At 35.5% G+C, this 21918-nt stretch carries 15 protein-coding genes and 3 tRNA genes; 5 read left to right on the top strand and 13 right to left on the bottom strand.

The annotated features are described in order from the left end of the window. Window positions 1-574 precede the first annotated feature (574 nt). Together GQ596_RS07375 and murJ are read right to left on the bottom strand one after the other, a co-directional pair. Window positions 575-2194 carry a hypothetical protein gene (locus tag GQ596_RS07375; RefSeq protein WP_160401035.1) on the bottom strand — a complete coding sequence of 540 codons (1620 nt, stop codon included), beginning with the start codon at window positions 2192-2194 and terminating at the stop codon, window positions 575-577. A gap of 1708 nt (window positions 2195-3902) precedes the next feature. Continuing rightward, complete coding sequence (murJ, locus tag GQ596_RS07370) at window positions 3903-5441, bottom strand: murein biosynthesis integral membrane protein MurJ (protein ID WP_160401034.1); 1539 nt, start codon at window positions 5439-5441, stop codon at window positions 3903-3905. A 401-nt stretch (window positions 5442-5842) separates the two neighbouring features. Here murJ and GQ596_RS07365 point away from each other — a divergent pair, with 401 nt between their 5' ends. Together GQ596_RS07365 and pepT are read left to right on the top strand one after the other, a co-directional pair. Continuing rightward, a complete protein-coding gene (locus tag GQ596_RS07365) occupies window positions 5843-7402 on the top strand; it encodes an AbgT family transporter (RefSeq protein WP_160401033.1) in 1560 nt (519 codons plus the stop codon). A 22-nt stretch (window positions 7403-7424) separates the two neighbouring features. Next, window positions 7425-8657, top strand: coding sequence for a peptidase T (gene pepT, locus GQ596_RS07360; RefSeq protein ID WP_160401032.1), 1233 nt, complete (start codon window positions 7425-7427; stop codon window positions 8655-8657). A gap of 311 nt (window positions 8658-8968) precedes the next feature. Here pepT and GQ596_RS07350 read toward each other — a convergent pair. The 8 genes from GQ596_RS07350 to znuA all read right to left on the bottom strand — a co-directional run bounded on the left by GQ596_RS07350 (window position 8969) and on the right by znuA (window position 17859). Continuing rightward, window positions 8969-9044 (bottom strand) — tRNA-Lys (locus GQ596_RS07350). Between the two features lie 133 nt (window positions 9045-9177). Further along, a complete protein-coding gene (gene ybgF / locus GQ596_RS07345; protein WP_160401031.1) occupies window positions 9178-9918 on the bottom strand; it encodes a tol-pal system protein YbgF in 741 nt (246 codons plus the stop codon). A gap of 66 nt (window positions 9919-9984) precedes the next feature. Beyond that, entirely contained in the window at window positions 9985-10464 is a 480-nt protein-coding gene (gene pal / locus GQ596_RS07340; protein WP_160401030.1) for a peptidoglycan-associated lipoprotein Pal, read from the bottom strand. Window positions 10465-10630: 166 nt separating this feature from the next. Beyond that, a complete protein-coding gene (gene tolB, locus GQ596_RS07335) occupies window positions 10631-11926 on the bottom strand; it encodes a Tol-Pal system beta propeller repeat protein TolB (RefSeq protein WP_370516490.1) in 1296 nt (431 codons plus the stop codon). Window positions 11927-12238: 312 nt separating this feature from the next. Then, window positions 12239-13048, bottom strand: a complete 810-nt coding sequence (gene mutM, locus GQ596_RS07330; RefSeq protein ID WP_160401028.1) for a bifunctional DNA-formamidopyrimidine glycosylase/DNA-(apurinic or apyrimidinic site) lyase — start codon at window positions 13046-13048, stop codon at window positions 12239-12241. A 10-nt stretch (window positions 13049-13058) separates the two neighbouring features. After that, on the bottom strand, window positions 13059-15392 hold the full coding sequence (gene mrcB / locus GQ596_RS07325) for a bifunctional glycosyl transferase/transpeptidase (RefSeq protein WP_202113768.1): 2334 nt from the start codon (window positions 15390-15392) through the stop codon (window positions 13059-13061). Window positions 15393-15521: 129 nt separating this feature from the next. Next, window positions 15522-16874 carry a murein DD-endopeptidase MepM gene (gene mepM, locus GQ596_RS07320; RefSeq protein WP_160401027.1) on the bottom strand — a complete coding sequence of 451 codons (1353 nt, stop codon included), beginning with the start codon at window positions 16872-16874 and terminating at the stop codon, window positions 15522-15524. 28 nt (window positions 16875-16902) lie between these two features. Next, window positions 16903-17859 (bottom strand): zinc ABC transporter substrate-binding protein ZnuA, encoded by a 957-nt coding sequence (znuA, locus tag GQ596_RS07315; RefSeq protein WP_202113767.1) that lies wholly within the window; start codon window positions 17857-17859, stop codon window positions 16903-16905. Window positions 17860-17953: 94 nt separating this feature from the next. On the opposite strand from znuA, the gene znuC reads away from it, so the two are divergent. The 3 genes from znuC (at window position 17954) to GQ596_RS07300 (ending at window position 21173) form a co-directional block, all read left to right on the top strand. Then, window positions 17954-18691, top strand: a complete 738-nt coding sequence (gene znuC / locus GQ596_RS07310; protein ID WP_160401026.1) for a zinc ABC transporter ATP-binding protein ZnuC — start codon at window positions 17954-17956, stop codon at window positions 18689-18691. Between the two features lie 35 nt (window positions 18692-18726). Next, window positions 18727-19527: a zinc ABC transporter permease subunit ZnuB gene (gene znuB, locus GQ596_RS07305; RefSeq protein ID WP_160401025.1), complete on the top strand. Its 801-nt coding sequence runs from the start codon at window positions 18727-18729 to the stop codon at window positions 19525-19527. 122 nt (window positions 19528-19649) lie between these two features. Next, window positions 19650-21173 (top strand): YifB family Mg chelatase-like AAA ATPase, encoded by a 1524-nt coding sequence (locus GQ596_RS07300; protein ID WP_160401024.1) that lies wholly within the window; start codon window positions 19650-19652, stop codon window positions 21171-21173. 4 nt (window positions 21174-21177) lie between these two features. Here the strand turns inward: GQ596_RS07300 and GQ596_RS07295 are convergent, their stop codons facing one another. From GQ596_RS07295 to GQ596_RS07285, 3 genes are all read right to left on the bottom strand, one after another. Next, on the bottom strand, window positions 21178-21516 hold the full coding sequence (locus GQ596_RS07295; protein ID WP_160401023.1) for a DUF413 domain-containing protein: 339 nt from the start codon (window positions 21514-21516) through the stop codon (window positions 21178-21180). Window positions 21517-21649: 133 nt separating this feature from the next. After that, window positions 21650-21725 (bottom strand) — tRNA-Trp (locus GQ596_RS07290). Window positions 21726-21733: 8 nt separating this feature from the next. Further along, window positions 21734-21810, bottom strand: a tRNA-Asp gene (locus GQ596_RS07285). Window positions 21811-21918: the final 108 nt, after the last annotated feature.

Genomic DNA, 21918 nt, shown 5'->3' with positions numbered 1-21918 from the left:
AGTGTGTTGCTTTAGATTTTTTTGGGGGTGGTTTTGTTTGATAAAAATGGCCAAAAAACATCAATAAAATCAATACCTTTCCTGACTGATTTTTGGGAAGTTTTTGCTGTTTTTTATAAAAAAGTAACTTATAAAAGCCACTTAAGGTTATGTTGTTGTCTTGTTTCGACGGCGGACAAATTTGTCTGGAACAAATTTGAACACCTGAGCATAGCGAGGGTGGCCTCGTAGAGGCGAGTATCAGGATGATACGAGCAATTGCAAAGGGAATTCGCTTTAATTCCCTTTGCTCGGACGTTGTCACTGTAGCTATTTTGTTCACCAAAGGTCAAAACGTCCAAAACCTTGCCGTACTACAAATAGACCAAGAATTTAAACCGCCACATCGTAATCCACTAAAACTGCCATCGACGCTTTCAGCGTCGGCGGCGGGGGGCGGCGCTATTGTGGCTTTGTCACAACGGCGCAACCCTAAGGGAAACGCCCCAACTGCCGCGGGGGCTTTATTCTTTTTTATATTATCCCCTCAGGCACCTTAACCCCCTTCCGCTCCCTAAAGATTAAGAAATAAAAACTAAGGTGCGGTGCAAACAGCAGAACGGCTGTTGGAAGGGGAGTACCAGCCGACATAACCGCTGTACCAGCCGACATCGAACGGGTCGCCGCCACTTGTGTCGCTCGTCCAGGGGGTGCCGTCGAAGCTCACACCAGCGTAGCCGTACATGAAGCCCCACTCAGCGAGCAAGCCTGCACCTATGTGACGCTGGTAATGATTACCAGATGAATGAGGTTGTGCGCCTAAACCGTAACGGTTTGAATTGGTTAAATCCCTTACCCTTGACAATCGATAACCCAATCTATTACACCATGCTGTTTGATTAGAATGGATATCCCTTTTATTACTACGATGGACGAACCACTGCTTTAACACAAAGCCATATCTCACCTCATTACCACTTCTATCCCTTCCCACCAACTCGAAGGTCTGTGGCAAAGATGGACGTGTTAGTGAACTTGGACGACTTGAACTTATTTGAGTACTATCAGCTTTAGGACCATGCAACGTTACCCGTGTTACATTTTTGGATTTATCCATAATCCATTTATCAATATCAGAATTCCTTGGGTCTGAGACTGGCAACCTCCAACTCACCGTTGCACTTATACTTCCACTTGTGTTAACTGTCCAACTTAACTGACTTCCGTCAATACCACCTATATCCAAATCAAAATACAAACCATCAGCTCCCGTTGTTGGGAAATTTTGGCCGTAAGATGATGGACTCGTTGACTGAACTAAAAAGCCCTTACTAGGATTCCATATGTTAGCAGGACCTGCATAGATTGGGGAGTCGTTAGAAACGATGCCAGTTGTTCCACCCCACAACAAACTCGGCCTGACCGAACAAATACGGATATCGTCATTTGGATTAATATAATAATCCACCGTAGCGCCACTAAAACTACTACTCCTTGGCACCCCATACTGCGTGCTTAATGTGCCACTTGTACTTGTTAAAGTTACCTTATACGGTGCATTACATATATCCAATGCATCAGTACGATTAACCGTAGTACCGTTTTTATCCCTAAACGCCACCAATATACTCCCCGATGCCGTTACTCCACCTACTCCCTGTCCGTCTCCATCATCATCACCCCAATAACCCTGACTGACCAAATCATTCATCGTGATTGAACTCCTTGATGGTGGTACTATCGTCTGTATATGACTTAAGTTACTCCCCACATATGGCAACCTGATTGGATTTGTTGGTGTCGATGGGTTGGTTGACCTTGTATATACCGTGCCATCCTGCAACTTTATTGACAATAAACGGTCTGCATTCGTTAATTTTGTTACCCCACCATCAAACGTTAAATACGGCGCACTCCCCTTGATAGCCCTTGAGGTATAAGCCGTTAACGCCTCTGTATCCTGCGTATATGACAATAACAACAATGGCGCAAAAAACAGTGCCGATTTAGACAATAATGACGGTTTGAATAGCAATGGCGGTTTTAATAACCACTTGGATATCGACGATAATTTTGCCGATGACGGCGTCGATTTCGCTACGCGAAATGACTTCGGTGATGAAAATAACTGTGGCGCCTGTTTTTGACCACTGTGCGAATCAATAAGATTTAGGGCATAGGTTTGGCAGGCCAGATGCCAGATGCCAGATGCCAACCATGGTAATGCATTTTTATTTCCTTGTCAAGTAATTTATTGTTTTATTTGAATTTTTATATCCGTTCGCCTAATTAATAAGCGATTCCTTGCCTAAAAAAGCCTAAAAATTATAGCTTGATGGTGAATAATCTGCCACTTTTTTTGTTAATTTATTGTAAAGATTTGTTAGAAGGTTGAGTGTGTTGCTTTGGATTTTTTTGGGGAAGTGGCATTTTTTATGGTGCTTGAGTGGTCGTTTTTAGTCGCTGTTTTAGGTAGCGGTTTTTAATCGCGATTTTGGTAAAAAACACCTCAAAAAAACTTCAATAAAATCAATACCTTTCCTGACCGATTTTTTGGGGTTTTTGCGTTGCTTTTTAACACAAAAACAACGCACAAAAAACACCTAAGGTTATGTTGTTGTCTTGTTACGGCGGCGGACAAATTTGTCTGGAACAAATTTGAACACCTGAGCATAGCGAAGATGGCCTCGTAGAGGCGAGTATCAGGATGATACGAGTAGCGTAGCCGAAGGCCACATTCTGTAGCCAAAGCGTGGGATTGCTAAAGGAATTAGCTTTAATTCTCTGACTCGGACGTAAGCACGATAGCTGTTTTGTTCACCCAAAGCTAAAACGTCCGAAACCACCGCACTACCCCCATTTCATGCACCAACAAAAAAACATTATTTTGATAAAAAATCGGTCAGAAAAGAGTTAAATAAAAACTTAAATAAAATCAATACCTTTCTTGACCGATTTTTTGGCTAGTATTTTTGTTTTAAAAAATAATAGTTAGTCACTTTATTAAGAATCAAACCAATTAGCATAATAAGTAATATCAACAAGAGCAAGCTACGACCTACACGAATCAGGGTAGTGGCGTTAATATAAAACCTTATTGGCATATGGTATATAGAGGCAAAATAAAAAATCACACAAATAAAAATCATTATGGCAGATACAAAAATGCTTTTAATAAGCCGTTCTGATTGAATTTTATTAAAGGGCTTTTTAAAACAGTTTTTAGACAAAAACAGCCCAAGCAATATTGCGCTAAGATACAAAAACTCTTGAACATAACTAAGCGAAAAACCAAAAGCATCAGCAATTAACCAATATCCTTTAATCAAGATAAAACAAATAAACGTTGAAAATAAAATAAAGTGAATATTTGGGCTATTAGTTGCTGTAATTGCAAATGGCTGTTTGCTTTTTATAAAGTAGCTTTTGAAGAAATTGGTTAAATAGTAAATTAATAAGCTGTATAGCAAAGGACAAAAAATTGCTGTTGAGATAACGATTATTATTACTGGAAAAATAGGTGTCTCGTAGAAATAAATAATGATGCTTTGTTGAATAAATGCAGCAATTGTCGAAAAAATAATCATTATAAAAATAAAGATTATTGTATTGATTTTATTAACAATATGAATATTGGCATAATGAAGAGTAATCGACAACACCCCAAAAATCCATAATGCGTTTACTAATATATCTTGAAAGAAATAAAATGAAATATTAGAGAAGAATAACAAAAATGAGTCAAAAGAAAATTCGTAATGGTAATACACAAATGTGAAACACAGTGGAAAAAAACAACTCAATAAAAAATAAACTGCACTACCTATAATAGGTAGTGTAAAGAAAGAAACGTTATTCATCCTATTTCCTTATTAGTTTTATAATTAATGATTTTTATTCTAATTGATCTTTATTCGTTTTTATTAATCAATTCGTTTAATAAAGTGTTTTATCTTAAATCCCATGGCAATCAATGCCGCAAAATAGATAACAATCCCAACCACGACCAATAAAAATAATCGTCCAATACGAGCCAACATTGAGCCTGTTGACCAGTCGGGTAATAATTGCGAACCAAACCATAATGCCGCAGACATTAAAATTACCGCTATGATGATTTTGATTAAAAATCCATACCAACCGGGTTGCGGTTGATAAAGTTGCTTTTTACGCAACTGCCAATACAATAACCCAGCATTAAAGCAGGCGGCTAAGCCAATGGATAATGATAGACCTGCGTGTTGTAGTGGAGCAATAAAAGCAAGGTTCATTAGCTGTGTTAAAATTAGCGTAATAATGGCAATTTTGACGGGCGTTTTTATGTCCTGACGTGAATAAAAGGCTGGTGCTAAAACTTTAATCAATATCAATCCAAGTAGTCCTATAGAGTAAGCAACTAATGCTCGCTGTGTCATTAGGGTGTCATTTAAGGTAAATTGTCCATATTCAAATAGTGTTGATATCAATGGTCGCGAAATAACCCCTAATGCAATCGTACTTGGTAAGGCCAATAAAAAGCAGAGGCGTAATCCCCAATCTAATAATTCTGAATATTGCTTATGATCGCCTTTTGAAAAGCTTTTGGCTAACGATGGCAATAAAATAGTACCCAATGCCACACCCAGCACCCCCGCAGGGAATTCCATTAATCGGTCGGCATAATACATCCAAGAAACCGATCCTGAAACAAGAAACGAGGCAAAAATTGTATTAATAATTAAAGATATTTGCCCAACCGATACCCCTAAAATTGCAGGCCCCATCTGTTTTAATACCCGCCAGACACCGCTATCTTTTAAACTTATACGAGGCAGTACTAACATGCCAATCTTTTTTAAATAAGGTAGTTGATAGAGTAATTGTAAAATGCCACCAACACCAACCGATACCGCCAGTGCTAATACTGGTGGGTTAAAGTAAGGCGTAAAAAAAAGTGTGAATATAATCATGCTGATATTCAGCAAAGTTGGCACAAATGCCGGTACAGAAAACCGATTCCAAGTATTTAATATTGCACCAACCAATGAGGCTAGCGATATAAAAAAGATGTAAGGAAAGGTTATGCGCAACATGGTGGTTGCTAATTCAAACTTTTCAGTTGATTCTTGCATAAACCCCGGTGCGGTGAGCATGATAACAAAAGGAGCGGTGACAACACCAATTAAGGTGACAATCGCTAATACTAAGGTTAATAAACCTGCAATATAGGCAACAAATGTGCGAGTTGCTTCGATACCTTGTTGATTTTTATATTCGGCTAAAATTGGCACAAATGCTTGCGAAAATGCCCCCTCGGCAAAAATACGCCGTAGTAAGTTAGGAAGTTTAAAAGCAACAAAAAATGCATCCGTTGCCATGCCCGCACCAAAAAAGCGCGCAATAATGGCATCACGCACAAAACCTAATACGCGCGAGACCATCGTCATTGAACTTACAGTCGCTAAAGATTTTAAAAGATTCATATCTGATTTATATACTGTGTATACAACCTAAAAGTGATAATGGAGCATAGTCTACAAACTATTACTTTAAATCACCATGCTTTTTTAATAAACTTGGTTTTTAAAACATGCGCAATCGCTGAATGTTACCGGCCAATTTATGGCAATTTTTATAAAATTAATATGTTATTAATATTTATTTTAATAGTTGCTCAATAATATATAAAGTAAGTAAGCAGTATATTGATTAGCAATTATATTAGCGTTATTAACTTTAGTTTAAAATTATGTGAACAATCACAATATAAAAAAGTTTTAGATAAATATACGGTTAACTATAAAATAGAGTTAATGATGTTATTTACCTACACAATAAAGATGTGTTAAATTAACAATCCGAATAATATTTAATCTTATTTTTTATGAACCCAAAAACAAATTCATCACCAATAAAAACAGGTGGTTTTTTAAATACTATTGAACGAATTGGAAACAAAATCCCTGATGTCACAACATTGTTTTTCTATGCTTTAGTCATTTGTTTTGTCGCCTCTTTATTACTTTCTTTTGTAAACTTTGATTACATTAATCCAGTCACGCAAAACAAACTCGTTGTCGTCAATATGTTGGCGCCTGAGAATTTAGTCACCTTTTTTACTAAGATGGTACCTAATTTTGTTACCTTTCCGCCACTTGGCATTACAATCGTTGCAACATTAGGTATTGGTATTGCTGAAAGTAGTGGTTATATTCATGTGCTACTTAAGAAGTTATTGGCTGTTACACCTAAAAAATTAGTCACACCGTCAGTTATTTTTGTTAGTATGGTTTGTCATATTGCGGCTGATTCGGCTTATGTAATTTTAATGCCTGTATCTGCGATGATGTTTTACGCTATTGGTCGTCATCCGCTAGCAGGGATTGCTGCGTCATTTGCGGGGCTAGCTGGTGGATTTAGTTCAAGTTATACACCGTCAATTATCGATCCAATTATGCAAGGCTTTACTCAAAGTGCTGCCCAAATTATCGATCCTTCTTATCAAGTTAATGTGCTTTGTAACTACTTTTTGAGTTTTGGTGGTACTTTTTTTGTTTTACTTGCTTGCTGGTTTGTTACCGATAAAATTGTCGAGCCCCGTTTAAAGGCGACCATGCCTTTAAATAATGATCTAGAATCAGACAATATTACCAATTCACCTGAAATTACACCTATTGAAAACCGTGCTTTTAAAATTGCTTCAATTGTTTTTTTAGCTATTGCGATTGGTTTAGTTTTATTATTATTACCAGAAAACTCTTTATTACGTGCTCCTGACGGAAGTATGACGAGTAATAAAGCACCTATTATGCAAATCATTGTGCCACTATTATTTGTGTTTTTTGCAATTCCAGGCTTAATTCATGGCTTTATTACTGGTACGTTTAAATCGTCCCGCGATATTGTAAAAGCAATGGAAAATATCACCAAATCGCTTATTCCATTTATTGTTTTTGCTTTCTTTTGTGCACAATTTCTTTATGTTTTTTCTCACTCACAAATTGGGACATTAATTGCTATTGGTGGGGCTGAGTTTTTAAAAGCACTGCACTTGCCTTCGGTCGTGACAATCTTTGGGGTAATAATTTTAACAAGTATGTTAAATGTGTTAATTACCTCTGCATCGTCTAAGTGGGCTATTTTAGCACCAATTTTTGTACCCATGCTGATGTCGGTTGGTATCTCACCTGAATTAACCCAAGCAGCTTATCGTATCAGCTCGGCGGTTAATGTCAGTACGCCTATGTTTGCTTTTTATCCGTTGATTATTGCTTATTGCCAACAATACTGCAAAAATACCGGAGTAGGAACATTAAGTTCGATGATGATACCTTATACCGCAGCACTACTCATTGCATTAACAATAAACTTGCTACTCTTTTGGTTCCTTGGTCTACCAATTGGTTTTGACAGCGGTTATGTCTATCCACCAGCAAGTAATTAGTACCATAAGGAGTCAAAATACGATGAATATTAAAGAACAATTAGTTGAGCGTTTTTTGCGTTATGTCAGTATACCAAGCCAAAGTACTTTTGGCTGTGCTCATGTGCCTTCTACGCCCGGACAAACTGAATTAGCTAAGCAACTTCAACAAGAATTGATCGCTCTTAATCTACAAGATGTTCACCTTGATGAGCATAGCATTGTTACAGCAAAATTACCGGGCAATAATCCTAATGCGCCAAAAATTGGTTATGTTGCTCATCTTGATACTGTCGATGTTGCTTTATCAGATAAGATCAATCCTCAACGTGTTACGTTTACTGGGCAAGATATTCTTTTAAATAAAGAAAAGAATATTTGGTTTAAAGTTGATGAACATCCTGAGCTGAATAAATATCTAAATGATGAATTGATTGTAACAGACGGTACTAGTGTACTTGGTGCAGATAATAAAGCGGCCATTGCTGTCGTGATGACCATGTTGGATCAGTTACAACAACAAAATTGTTCTCATGGTGATATCTATGTGGCTTTTGTTCCTGATGAAGAAGTCGGCTTAAATGGCGCTAAAAAACTTGATTTAAACCGTTTTAAACCTGATTTTGCTTATACTATTGATTGTTGTGAGCTGGGCGAAGTTGTGTATGAGACGTTTAATGCAGGCTCTGTCACTATTGATATTGCGGGTGTTTCTGCTCATCCAATGTCTGCTAAAAATGTGTTAATCAATCCTATTCGTGTTGCTAACGATATTATCAACTGTTTTGATAGCTTTGAAACACCAGAACATACTGAGGGTAAAGAGGGTTATTTTTGGTTTAATGATATTGTGGGTAATCAAAGCACAACAACATTAAAAATGAGTATTCGTGATTTTGATTTAGCTAAATATGAATCACGTAAAGCTTATATTCAACAAGTCGTCGATCTTATTAGTCTTAAATATCCAAGAGCTAAAATTGAATGTAAAATTAGCGATACTTATAGCAATATTGCTAATTATTTAGGTGACGATCGTCGCTGTATTGATTTAATTTATCAATCATTTGAGCTTCTTGATATTCAACCAAAAACAATCGCTATGCGTGGTGGAACAGATGGTTCTGCTCTTTCAGCAAGAGGGCTTACAACACCAAATTACTTTACTGGTGCTCACAACTTCCATTCTTGCTTTGAGTTTTTACCATTATCTTCATTCCTGAAATCATTTGAAGTTACGATGAAAATTATTGAGCTTTCGGCTAAAGGCCAATAATCTTTTTGAAAGTAAGAGGGAGAAAACTCCCTCTTTTTATTTTTGGCTATAATTTATAACTTGCCGTCAACAAAAAGGCTCTTGGTGTGCCTGGCATGCTATTTGAACGCCAATATTCTTTTCCTAATAAATTAGTGAATGATAGCGTTATATCATAAGATTTTGTTTGATAACCAACCGCACTATTCCAAACAGCATATCCCGAACGTTTATGTTGATTTTTATCATCATTGTTAGATCGTTCTGATTTGCTTAGTGATAGTGTAACTAAAGAATATAATTAAAGAATGTAACTAGAGAGTGTAACTAAATGGTGGGTCGTGAGCGATTCGAACGCTCGACCAACGGATTAAAAGTCCGCTGCTCTACCGACTGAGCTAACGACCCATTTTGAAAAGAATTACTCTGCCATTAATTAAGAAGCTTTCAAGTAATTTCGGGTTGCTATAATACTTATAATCATAATGCTACGCAACCCTTTTATTGCTATTTTTATTCAACCGCTTTTTATTTATACATTTTATTTTAGTGATGCTAACTTTTTATTTGCAAGCGCAACAGCATTTTTGTCCTTTGGATATTTATTTATCACTTGTTGAAAAACAGCTTTAGCATTTTTAGTATCACCTTTATCAAGTAAAATTAATCCTACTTTATAAAGGCTATCTGCTGCTTTTGGAGAAGACGGAAAATCTTTTACCACAGTTGCATAATAATATGAAGCATCATCTTTTCTACTTTGTTTATACGAAAGTTGACCAAGCCAATAATTAACGTTAGCTCGGTAACTAGACTTTGGGTAGGCTTTTAAATATTTTTGAAATGCAGCAGTAGCTTCATTATTTTGTTTATCATCGTTAACAAACTGCATGATAAAGTTATAATCAGCTTTGTCATCACCTGAAGTTGTCCATCCAGACAAATCTGATGAAGAAGATGTTGCTGAAGTCGAGTCAGAAGATGGTGCAGGACTACTATCTTGTGAGTCTGAATTAGAATTTGATGATAATCCAGAACCATTGGCCATTTGTTGCAAAATCATTTTTTGGCGTTCAATTATCTGATTAAGTTGATATTTTGTTTCTTCCAACTGACCGCGTAATGTATCTACATCTGCCTGTAAATCACTAATTTTTTGTTGATTTTGAATCAATAATTGCCCTTGAGCTTGAATAGTTCGCTCTACATCAGAGCTCCCTGTAGCACAACCATAACCTGTGAATAAAAGAAATAAGAACAATATGAGTATTTTTTTATGCATATTATTAAACTCGGCGTGAACTTAGAAAATAAAAACGGCTGAATAATCAGCCGTTACAAGATGTTATTAATATCCAGCATAAGTTACTACAGCACGACGGTTTTTAGCATAAGCTGCTTCGTCATGACCTAATACCGCTGGTTTTTCTTTACCATAAGAAACGATTTCCATTTGGCTTGCAGAAGCACCATTACCTTGTAAGTATGATTTTACTGCAGCGGCACGGCGTTCACCTAATGCGATGTTATATTCTGGAGTACCGCGTTCATCGGCATGACCTTCAATAACAACTTTTACATTATTTGCACGAATAAATACAGCGTGTGCATTTAATAATGTTGCATATTCAGATTTAACATTGTATTTATCAAAATCAAAATATACAGTATTGATTTGCTCCAATTTTTGAAGTTGTTCTAAAGCTTCTTTTGATAAAGTACCGTTTAAATTACCACCTGCGTTACGGCTGCTATTAGATGAACATGCTGTAACTGCAATTAATGGTAAAGTAACCGCAGCTACTTTAAGAAATTTAGAAAATTGCATTGTATTAACTCCTTTGTTTGAATAAATTATTACTTATATTTTACATATCTAACCGATTTCAAAGTAACAGTAGTTACAGACCTGAAAGATTAGAAGTATATATTATAACGACCTAACGCTTAGCACAATTTTAATAATTGTAATATTGCATAATATTTAAGCTACCTTATAGATATGGCGACCATGCAGGGAATTTTACTTGCCCATCGGTTGCAGGTAATTTTGCTTTGAAATTACCATCAGTAGAAACCAGATTTAAAATTGTACCTAATCCTTGTGATGAACTATAGATAATCATTGTACCATTTGGTGCAATACTCGGGGTTTCATCTAAAAAAGTGTCAGTTAAGCGTTGATATGTTTTTGTGTCCATATCGTATCGAGTAATATGCTGTTCACCATTATTAGTTGAAATCATAGCAATAAAAGAGCCGTCAGGTGATACGCGAGCATTCTGATTTTGTGTATTATCCCAAGTCAACCTTTCAGACGAACCATTATTGATGTTGATGCTATATAGTTGAGGACGACCTGCTTGGTCAGAAGTATAAACAATAGTTTCATTATCTGGCATCCAAGATGGTTCCGTATCATTGCTACGACCAGAAGTAATTTGCGTGATTTTTTTATTACTTAAGTTCATCACATATAAATTTAAGCTACCGCTTTTAGATAACGCAAATGCCAATTTGCTACCATCAGGGGAAAATGCGGGTGCACCATTGTGTTGAGGGAAGGAAGCAATTGTTTGCACAGCACCACTGTCCAATGTTTTTAAAACTAATGAAGAATGTCCCCCCTCAAAAGTTACATAAGCTATTTTTTTGCCATCTGGTGACCATGTAGGCGACATTAAAGGTTCTTTAGAACGATGAACTGTGATTTGATCATATCCATCATAATCAGATACTCTTAATTCGTGAGAAAAAGGCCCTTTAGTTGTTTTAACAACATAAGCAATTCGCGTTCTAAATGCTCCTTTGATACCTGTTAGGGATTCAAAAATCTCATCACTAGCAGTATGAGCAGCATAACGAACCCAACGTTTTTCAATAGAAAATTGATCTTGAGCCAAAACAGTACCAGGACGGTTAACTGTATCTACTAATTGATAATTTATAAGGTATTTTCCTGATGCATCTGGTTGAATCGTTCCCACTACAACCGCAGAAACGCCAAGACTATTCCATACTGCTGAGGTAACTTCTGAAGCGGTTGTTGGTTTTTGGGGCATACGATTAACGTCAATAGGATTAAACTTACCACTGTTGCGTAAATCAGAAGCTATAATATCTTCAATAAGTTGTGGAGGTTCTCCACCGCCAATCCATTTAAATGGAACAACAGCTATGGGTTTAGCTGAACTTACACCATCGGTAATAATAATTCTAACTTCCGAATGAGCTATCGTAGCAAAAAACAAAAAAAAGCAAGTTGTCAAAAAGCGAGAAGCAAATTTGATCATCTTAAATTCCTTAATAAAAATAATATACATTGAGTAAATTAAATAAAAAACCAACAAAAGGATATAAACCTAATTAATAACTATCGCTAATCAACCCTAAATATTAACTTACAGCGGCAAGATAGCCGATATCTGGTAACAAGTCTATAGTATTTAAAATAAAAAATATCTATAAGATTAATAGTTTTACTATAAAAAGTAATTATTTTGTTGTAGTTGAATATACTAATCCTATTTAAATAAGGTTTAAAGAGTTTTAAAAGATATTTTTTATACAAAAAAGAAGTGATTTATTTAAAATGAATGTGACTATTTTTGGCAATATTCACAATAAAAAGTGTTACGCTGTCCAATCTTTTGTGACTTTATTTCTGTACCACAGATAAAGCATTGTTCGCCAGCCCGACCATAAACTTGTAGTTTCTGTGCAAAATATCCTGGTTTGCCATCTGATTGCAGAAAATCCTTGAGTGTTGTTCCCCCTTGCTCAATCGATTTGGTCAACACTTGTTTAATAGAGGCAACAAGCTTTTCAAATTCCTTTAATTTTAGAGAATTGACTTTTCGATTTGGATTGATTTTTGCCATAAATAGCGATTCAGAAGCATAAATATTGCCAACGCCAACCACAATGTGGTTATCCATAATCCAACTTTTAACAGGAATTCGTCTATTTCGGGCTTTTTCAAATAAATAATCGGCAGAAAATTCATTACTTAAAGGTTCTGGGCCCAAATGTTGTAACTGAGGTATTTCGTCGAGTGAATTTGCCCAAAGCCAAGAACCAAAACGCCTAGGATCGGTATAACGTAGAATAATGCCATTTTCTAAAACTAAATCAATATGATCATGTTTTTCTGCTTTTTGTGGAGCCTGTAAAATACGTAAACTACCAGACATTCCAAGATGAATCACTATCCAATTGTTGGGTAACTGTAATAATAAATATTTTGCACGACGTTTGATATCTAAAATAACTTGCCCGTTCACATTACTTATAGCACTATCAACAGGCCAACGTAATTTAGGCTGTCGAACAATAATTTTGTCGATAATCTGTCCCTTTAGATACGGCAAAATACCTCGGCGACTTGTTTCAACTTCTGGTAATTCAGGCATATTGTTTCACCTAGTTATTTAATAGGTCAGTAACCCAAGTTGGCGCTTGCTGAGCAGGCATTAATTGATTATTGCCAGCACATAGATTTTGAGGGTTAGTTGTCCATACAGGTAAAGAGCGAACGCCACTCCCATCACATTGCCACTGCCCATCACTACCAATAGGCGCCATAAATATATTTTGAGGTAATGGTAATATTAATTTTTTGGGCGGGTTATTTTGTAGATATTCACTATAAATTTTTAAGGCTCCAGTTGCTCCTGTTAATTTCATAGGAGAATGATCATCTAAACCAATCCAAATAACAGCAACATTTTTACCATCAATTCCGGTAAACCAACTATCACGAGAGTCATTACTTGTACCAGTTTTAGCAGCTAAATTAAACGAGCCGTATTTAGCTTTTAATGAACGAGATGTCCCTGAATTAACCACTTGTTGCATAGCATAAGTGGTTAAATAAGCCGATTGTTGAGATACTGCCTGAAGCTGTTGTGGGTAGCTTTGATAAACTAACTCTCCTTTATCTGTCAATACATATCTTAAAATAGAAAGTGGAGAACGTTGACCATTATTAGCTATCGTTTGGAACATCTGCGCAGTTTCTAGCGGTGTTAATTCTAAGGCACCAAGTAATCTTGATGGTAAGTTCGGTATACGCTCTGAAGGTATTCCTAACGATTGTAAAGTATTCTTTGTTGCATCAAGCCCCAATTCCATACCTAAATTAACAGTAGGGACATTAAGTGAAAGCGCTAAAGCATCCACTAACATAACACGATCGCGGAATTTACGATCATAATTTTTAGGTTCCCAGTATTTTCCACCATCAAGCTTAATAGATAGCGGGCTATCATTAAGCCATGTATTAAGTTGGTAATGATCCGGCTGTCCGAGAGCGGTTAAATAAGTTGATGGCTTAGCTAATGAACCAATTGCACGCTGCATTAACCAAGCACGGTTATAACCAGGATAACGAGGTTCAGCACTACCTATAATTGAACGAATTTCCCCTGTTTCTCGACTAACAATAACCATTGCAGCTTGTAGTTCTTTATTAGTTGATTTTCGAAGATTTTCAATTTGATTGGTTACTGCCTGTTCTGCAGAAGATTGAGCAACCGGATCAAAGGTAGTAAAAATTTTCATACCTGACAAGTGATCCGCTTTGCTTCCTAATTGTTTTCTAAGCTCATTACGAACAACTTGCATAAATGCTGGTTGTGGCGAAATCACGCCCCCTTTGGGTAAAACTGATAGTGGGCGCTGACTTAATAAGTTATACAACTCATCATCAATAATACCTTGTTGCTGTGCAAGTTTTAAAACCACATTACGGCGCTCAATAACTTGTTGTGGTTGTGTCCAAGGATTATATAATGAAGCACCTTTAACCATACCTACAAGTACTGCTTGCTGATCTAATGTAAGCTCATTAACTGGACGACCAAAATAGTAAAGACTTGCTAATGGAAAGCCATGAATTTCTTCACTACCTGCTTGTCCAAAATAAACTTCGTTTAAATAAAGTTCTAAAATACGTTCTTTGCTATAGCGAGCATCCAAAATTAGTGCCATATAGGCTTCACGTATTTTACGGCTTAAACTGCGTTCGTTAGTTAAAAAAAGGTTTTTAACTGTTTGTTGAGTTAAGGTGCTACCTCCTTCGGTACGACCTGTTGTTAAATTAACAAAAATAGCACGACCAATAGAATATAAACTTACGCCATGATGTTCGTAAAACCGCTTATCTTCTGTTGCTACTAATGTTTGTAACAATGAATGAGGAAATTCTTTTAATGGTACAAATAAACGCTGTTCACCATTTGGCGAGCGCATCATAGTAATTAATTTTGGATCAATTTTAAGCAATCCGAAATCGCGTCCGGTATCTAGATTGGTGATACGATCTATACGATTGTCATAAAACGTAATTTTGACACGAAATGCTTGTTCTTCTCCATCAGGAAAGGTAAAAGGACGACGATAAATTTCCACTGCATCATTACTTACAATAAATTCACCAGGACGAGTGGCTTTAGCTTCTTGTTGGCGATATTGTGCGCCAATCAATATTGTAACTACATCGTTTAGGCTATGTTCACTATCAGGTTCAAGATCAATAATTTGTCCGTAAATTGCTGCAGGTAATTCCCAAACATCTCCGTCGATTCGCTCTTTGATTTGTTGATCAAGATAAATACCATAAATAATAGCTACAGAGGTTAAGACAAGAAATAACTTAAATAGTAATGCTAAAAATCTTCGCCAAAGTGTAGAATTTTTATTTTTTTTAGTTTTTTTTGAAGATCGTTTTTTTGTTGTTTTAGTTGATGTGTTCAAACTGCACCTAACATTTATTATTCAATAATAATTAGCCTATAATAACACAATTTTTTAGGGATACCTTGCCCTTATTTTGGTAAAAAAGCTCAGGAAATTGCACATTTAATTATAAAAAAGCACATAAATTTAAAATGTTAACTGTGAGCTAATATTTTTAACTTTTGATAAAAATGCTTTCTTCGACTTACCAGTTAATCCTTCCGAAATAGGTAAGCTTGCCGTTAAAGGATTAACAGGTTTATTATTAATGTGTAATTCAAAGTGCAAATGAGGCCCAGTAGAACGGCCTGTGTTTCCTGATAATCCGATTTTATCACCTTGCTTAACCTGTTGGCCTGGTTTGACTAAGATTTTATCCAAATGCATATAAGTTGTCATATATTGTCGTCCATGCCGGATAGCAATATAGTTACCCGCTGAACCACTATACTTTGCAATTACTACTTCGCCATTACCAACCGATAATACAGGTGTACCACGCGATACCGCAAAATCAACACCATTATGTGGGGCTATTTGCCCTGTAACTGGGTGTAAACGGCGAGGGTTAAATCCAGAAGATACACGCGCTTTTTTTGCTAAAGGGTAACGGAAAAAACTTTGGGATAAGCTATTAGCATTGATGTCATAATATTTACCATCATCAGCTAAAATAGCATAATAATCTTTAGTTCCATTCTTAATGCGAACACCTAGCAACTGACTATTGGATAAACTTTTACCATGCATTTCTCGCGTTAAAACAACTGAAAACTTATCCCCAATTTGTAATCGACGAAAATCTAAGCGCCACTGTAAAGCACGAGTTATAATAGCTATTTCATTACTTGTTAGCCCGCTTTTTCGAGCATCAGAAACAAAACTATTCTTTATTTCACCTTTTATAACAATATCTTGTGGGACTGCCTCCACTGTCTCGGAGCTTTCTACAAATTTATCCCCCGATTTTTCATAAATCCGAATGTTATTACTTGAAATTGTCCAACTAAACGTTTGCAAATTATGATTATCATCAGTTGTCCAACTAACCTGCTGACCTATTCTTAAATTTGCAAGTTGCTTAAATTTTGTCGTTAACTGATAGATATCATTTCGATTAACATTATAACGAAGTAAGATATCATGCAGGGTATCACCACGCACAATAGTATATTGTACAGAGTTATCTTTATCATCAACAATGTCATCTAATTCGTCTTTAGCGATTTCATCTTCAGGATCATCTGATGATTCAGTAACAACAGCTGGCTTTCCATTTACTATCTCAACTTTTTCATCATCTGTAGTAGAGGATTGTGTATTGTCATTAACCGTAGTTTCAGCTTGAGGTGTTAAAGGAACATAAACGGTTCTATCCAAATTGAGTGGACGCCACAAAACAGAAAATAAGATAACAATAAAAAGTCCTCCCGATACTGAAAAATAGGGAAATTTAAAACTACTTTTTCCAATATCAGAGGATTTTATTTTTCTTGCCAAAATTAACCTTAACTATTTATTACTAAAACTAGTTTTTATCTAAACAATCCAACAGTTGCTTTGTTAATTTTAATAAAAATTGTGAATATGCATCTTTGGAAAGAGCAATACCCGTTCCTAATGGATTCAATTCTCCAACTCGTACATCTGTTCCATTCACTAATTTTTCAATAACAGCAGGGCTAAACTGTGGTTCTCGAAATATACATACTGCTTGGTGTTCTTTGAGCTCTTGCTGAATAGCATAAACTTTCTGAACACCTGGTTGAACTGCTGGATTTATAGTAAAACTGCCTAGTTTTTTCAATCCGAACTGAGTCTCAAAATACCCATAGGCATCATGAAACACAAAATACCCTCTATTTTGTACGGTAATTATTTTTTTTGCAATGTTTTGTTCTGTTTCTTCAAGCTTAATGATGAATTCGGCTAGATTTTCATCAATCAACGCTCTTTTATTTGGATACAAGGTAATAAGTCTGTCGTGGATCGAATGTGCAATAACCTTAGCAATTTTAGGTGAAAGCCAAATATGCTCATCATATTCACCATGATGATCTTGATCAGGCGCATCATGAGCTTGAAGAGCTTCATGCTCATGAATATCATGACTAGTTCTAAGTAGTCCTTTAATTTCTGGTATCGCCATTAATTCAATTTGTTTTTCTTTATCAATACTTTTCAATATTGTTGGCATAAAATTTTCCATATCCTCACCAACCCAAATCACAAGCTCCGCTGATTTAAGCTTAACCAGATCAGACGGTTTTAAAGAATAAGTATGTGGAGATGCACCATCAGGAAGTAAAACATCTGTATCTGTAACGCCTGAAGCGATTGCTTCTACTATAAATCCTATTGGTTTTACAGACGAAATAACTTTTGCGTTAGCATAATTAGTTATACACTGAATACACACTAACAAACCCAATATTATAAAGAATAAGGAAGTTCGCCTATTATTTCGTAGAATATTTTTTTTCACACCATTATCCTATAATTTATAAATTATGATAGAATACAATTATTTTATTGTTATAATATAACATAACATATTTGTAAGCAAGGTTCTCAATAATATGACTCCACTAATTTCACTACATAAAGTTTCGGTGGAAATTAACCATCAAAAAATATTATATGATATTTCCTTAGCAATCTATCTTAATCAAATTATTACATTACTAGGACCTAATGGTGCAGGTAAATCAACCCTTGTGAAAGTTATTTTGGGGTTGATTCCATATACATCAGGAACAATAACGCGTACACCTAATTTAACGATTGGTTATGTACCACAATCAATCAATTTAAACTCAACGCTTCCTATTACCGTAGAACGCTTTATGCGCTTAAATAGGCAATTAAATAACGAAGATATTCTCAGCACATTATTAATGGTAAAAGCTGACTATTTGCTCAATAAATCGATGCATCAATTATCAGGTGGTGAATTACAACGTGTATTATTAGCACAAGCCCTGGCAAAGCGGCCTCAATTATTAATTCTTGATGAGCCGACTCAAGGAGTGGATGTTAATGGACAAGAGTTGTTATATGATTTAATCGTTGATGCAAAACAAGAGTTTAATTGTGGTGTTTTAATGGTTTCTCACGATCTTCATTTAGTAATGGCAAAAACGGACGAGGTCATTTGCTTAAACCATCACGTCTGTTGTTCTGGTACACCAGCTATCGTTTCTAATGCCCCAGAATTTATTTCACTTTTTGGCCAACATGGAACACCACAAATTGCTGTCTATAAACATCATCATAATCACCAACATGATTGTTGTAAAACGTCTATTAAACAATAAAAGGCAAACTATTCTGCCTAGCTATGGAAAAAATAATGATTGAATTATTATTACCGTCTTTATTAACAGGGTTATGTCTATCCTGTATAACAGGGCCTTTAGGTACTTTTGTTGTTTGGCGAAAGATGTCTTATTTTGGCGACACATTATCACACGCTGCTTTGCTGGGAATAACATTTGGTTTTTTATTAAAAATCAATTTATTTTATGCCGTCATTTTTGTGACAATTTTATTAGCTTTAGGGTTACTGTGGTTAGAAACTCAAAAACAACTTCCAATCGATACTTTATTAGGTATTTTAGCCCACAGCGCATTATCACTTGGCTTAGTAGTAATTAGCCTAATGAAAAATATTCGTATTGATTTAATCGGATACTTATTTGGAGATCTTTTATCAGTAACATATTCAGATTTTTATCAAATTACTGTTTGTGTGATATTTATTGGCGCTTTGCTATTTTGGCAATGGAATAATATTTTATTTATTACTGTGAGTGAAGAATTAGCTTTCACTCATGGTGTCAATTTAAAGCTCATAAAATTACTTTTAACACTACTATTAGCGTTAACAATAGGTTTAGCAATGAAATTTGTTGGATCATTGATTATAACATCTTTGCTTATCATTCCAGCTGCTGCTGCAAAATATTATTCAAAGAATCCAGAAGCAATGGCATTAATCGCAATAATAATAGGTATGTTATCAGTTATTTCTGGACTAATATTTTCATTTATTTATGACACACCAACAGGACCATCAATAGTATTAAGTAATACTTGCATATTTTTTATATCATTATTTATTTCAAAGCTGATTTTAAATAAAAAGATTTGAAATTATTACAAAATCAAATCATTTATTGTGTGCTAGCTCCCATTAATTAGATGATTTAATAGTTTAATAGATATTTTCTAATATCATAATTATACTATTAAACAAGTTAATGATTGAAAATTATGTCTCTTGCAACTATTTATACTCGGGCATCTATTGGAATACAGGCTCCTTTAATAAACGTTGAAGTTCATATTAGTAATGGCTTGCCTGGCTTTGTTTTAGTTGGACTACCTGAAGCAACTGTTAAAGAAGCTAAAGATCGAGTTAGAAGTGCTATTATTAATAGCGGTTTTACTTTTCCAGCTAAAAAAATAACAGTAAACTTATCTCCGGCAGATCTACCAAAAGAAGGAAGCCGTTTCGATTTACCTATAGCTATTGCTATTCTTGCCGCAACGGAACAAATTCCAACAGAAAATTTATTACATTATGAATTTTTAGGTGAATTAGCTCTGTCTGGAAATATCAGAGCAGTAAAAGGGGCTATTCCTGCTGCTATTTCTTCTAAAAAGAATAAACGTACCTTAATTATTTCAGCTGAAAACCAATCTGAAATTTCTTTGATTCACGAAAATAATACATTGGTTACTAGCAATTTATTAGAATTATGCCAATATTTATATAATCAGATTGATTTACCAAGTGTTCAATATCGTGAATATCAAGATGTTGATAATAACTTGGCCTGTCTACAAGATATAATCGGACAAGAACACGCCAAAAGAGCATTAGAAATTGCGGCAGCAGGAGGACACAATTTATTATTAATTGGCCCTCCAGGAACAGGTAAAACAATGTTAGCTACTCGTTTAACATCTTTATTACCACAATTATCAGATGAAGAAGCACTTGAAAGTGCAGCAATAACAAGTCTAGTTAGTCCAAATGGGACAATTAAGAACTGGCGTAAGAGACCTTTTAGATCGCCACACCATAGCGCATCAGCTGCAGCGCTAGTTGGCGGAGGAACAATCCCTAAACCAGGAGAGATTTCACTAGCTCATAATGGGATATTGTTTTTAGATGAATTGCCTGAGTTCAACAGAAAAGTATTAGACGCTTTAAGAGAACCAATTGAATCAGGTGAAATTATTATTTCAAGAGCGAATGCAAAAATAAAATTTCCAGCAAAGTTCCAACTAATAGCTGCTATGAATCCAAGTCCAACAGGGCACTATCAAGGGACTCATAATAGAACGACTCCGCAACAAACTATTCGATATTTAAATCGATTATCAGGACCATTTCTTGACAGATTTGATATTTCCATTGAAGTTCCATTATTACCCAAAGGAACATTAAGTCAAAAAACAATTACAGCAGAATCAACTGAAACAATAAAACAACGAGTTCTACAAGCAAGAAATATTCAATTTAAAAGAAGTAATAAACTAAATAGTCAATTAAGTGCAAAAGAGATTCAATGTCATTGTAAATTATCAAATGAAGATAGTGAATACCTAGAACAGGCACTGATTAAATTGGGCCTATCCGCTAGAGCATGGCATCGAATATTAAAAGTATCAAGGACCATTGCGGATTTAGATAGCTCAAATAATATAGAACGAAAACATATTTCAGAAGCATTAAGTTATCGTTCTATGGATAGATTACTAATTCAATTACACAAAAATATTGGTTAACGAATTAGTCATCAGTGTCAACAAAATCATCAATTACATCAACTTGTGGTTTTCCGCCTGATAATGTATGAAAACGTTTTGGCTTATTTATTCGGGAAAGGTATTTTAACCATGTTTTTTCAAAATCGGTCGATGCCTGTTTTTTTCCTCTACAAACTGCTAAAAATGATTTTTCTTCAGCTGTAGCTGGTTTTTTTACTTCTGTATCAAGATCTCTAAAAGCACAACCATGTTTTTCTAAAATAAGTGCTTCTTTAATGGTAAAATCCCCATGACGAGAGAACCCTCTTGGATAATTTTTATTATCAAAAAATCGCTGTTGGCTCACAAAACTATCAGTCATGCTTTATCCCCTTTAGTTTTAAAATTAGTTGGCGGGAATTATAATTAACTAAGTCAATCTGTAAACAAAAATTTTTTATTTATATAAATAAAAGTAATCAAGCGAACAAAATTGAATCAAAATAGCTATTTTTTGGCAGGGGCGGAGAGTCTCGAACTCCCAACACCCGGTTTTGGAGACCGGTGCTCTACCAATTGAACTACGCCCCTAAATAAGGTGGCGGAACGGACGGGGCTCGAACCCGCGACCCCCTGCGTGACAGGCAGGTATTCTAACCAACTGAACTACCGCTCCACCGTATTTGGTGTGTTTATTTATATTTAAAAGTCTGGCGGCACCCTACTCTCACATGGGTAATACCCACACTACCATCGGCACTACGGCGTTTCACTTCTGAGTTCG

The sequence above is a fragment of the Gilliamella sp. Pra-s60 genome, from assembly GCF_009795755.1.
Lineage (GTDB): Bacteria > Pseudomonadota > Gammaproteobacteria > Enterobacterales > Orbaceae > Gilliamella.
Note: the sequence above shows the minus strand (reverse complement) of the source record. Positions and strands in the feature narration are given on the sequence as shown.

Excerpts from the sequence above, each read along its gene's own strand:
- murJ (WP_160401034.1), bottom strand. The coding sequence starts at position 5,441 with ATGAATCTTTTAAAATCTTTAGCGACTGTAAGTTCAATGACGATGGTC.
- GQ596_RS07365 (WP_160401033.1), top strand. The coding sequence starts at position 5,843 with ATGAACCCAAAAACAAATTCATCACCAATAAAAACAGGTGGTTTTTTA.
- pepT (WP_160401032.1), top strand. The coding sequence starts at position 7,425 with ATGAATATTAAAGAACAATTAGTTGAGCGTTTTTTGCGTTATGTCAGT.
- ybgF (WP_160401031.1), bottom strand. The coding sequence starts at position 9,918 with ATGCATAAAAAAATACTCATATTGTTCTTATTTCTTTTATTCACAGGT.
- pal (WP_160401030.1), bottom strand. The coding sequence starts at position 10,464 with ATGCAATTTTCTAAATTTCTTAAAGTAGCTGCGGTTACTTTACCATTA.
- mutM (WP_160401028.1), bottom strand. The coding sequence starts at position 13,048 with ATGCCTGAATTACCAGAAGTTGAAACAAGTCGCCGAGGTATTTTGCCG.
- znuC (WP_160401026.1), top strand. The coding sequence starts at position 17,954 with ATGACTCCACTAATTTCACTACATAAAGTTTCGGTGGAAATTAACCAT.
- znuB (WP_160401025.1), top strand. The coding sequence starts at position 18,727 with ATGATTGAATTATTATTACCGTCTTTATTAACAGGGTTATGTCTATCC.
- GQ596_RS07300 (WP_160401024.1), top strand. The coding sequence starts at position 19,650 with ATGTCTCTTGCAACTATTTATACTCGGGCATCTATTGGAATACAGGCT.
- GQ596_RS07295 (WP_160401023.1), bottom strand. The coding sequence starts at position 21,516 with ATGACTGATAGTTTTGTGAGCCAACAGCGATTTTTTGATAATAAAAAT.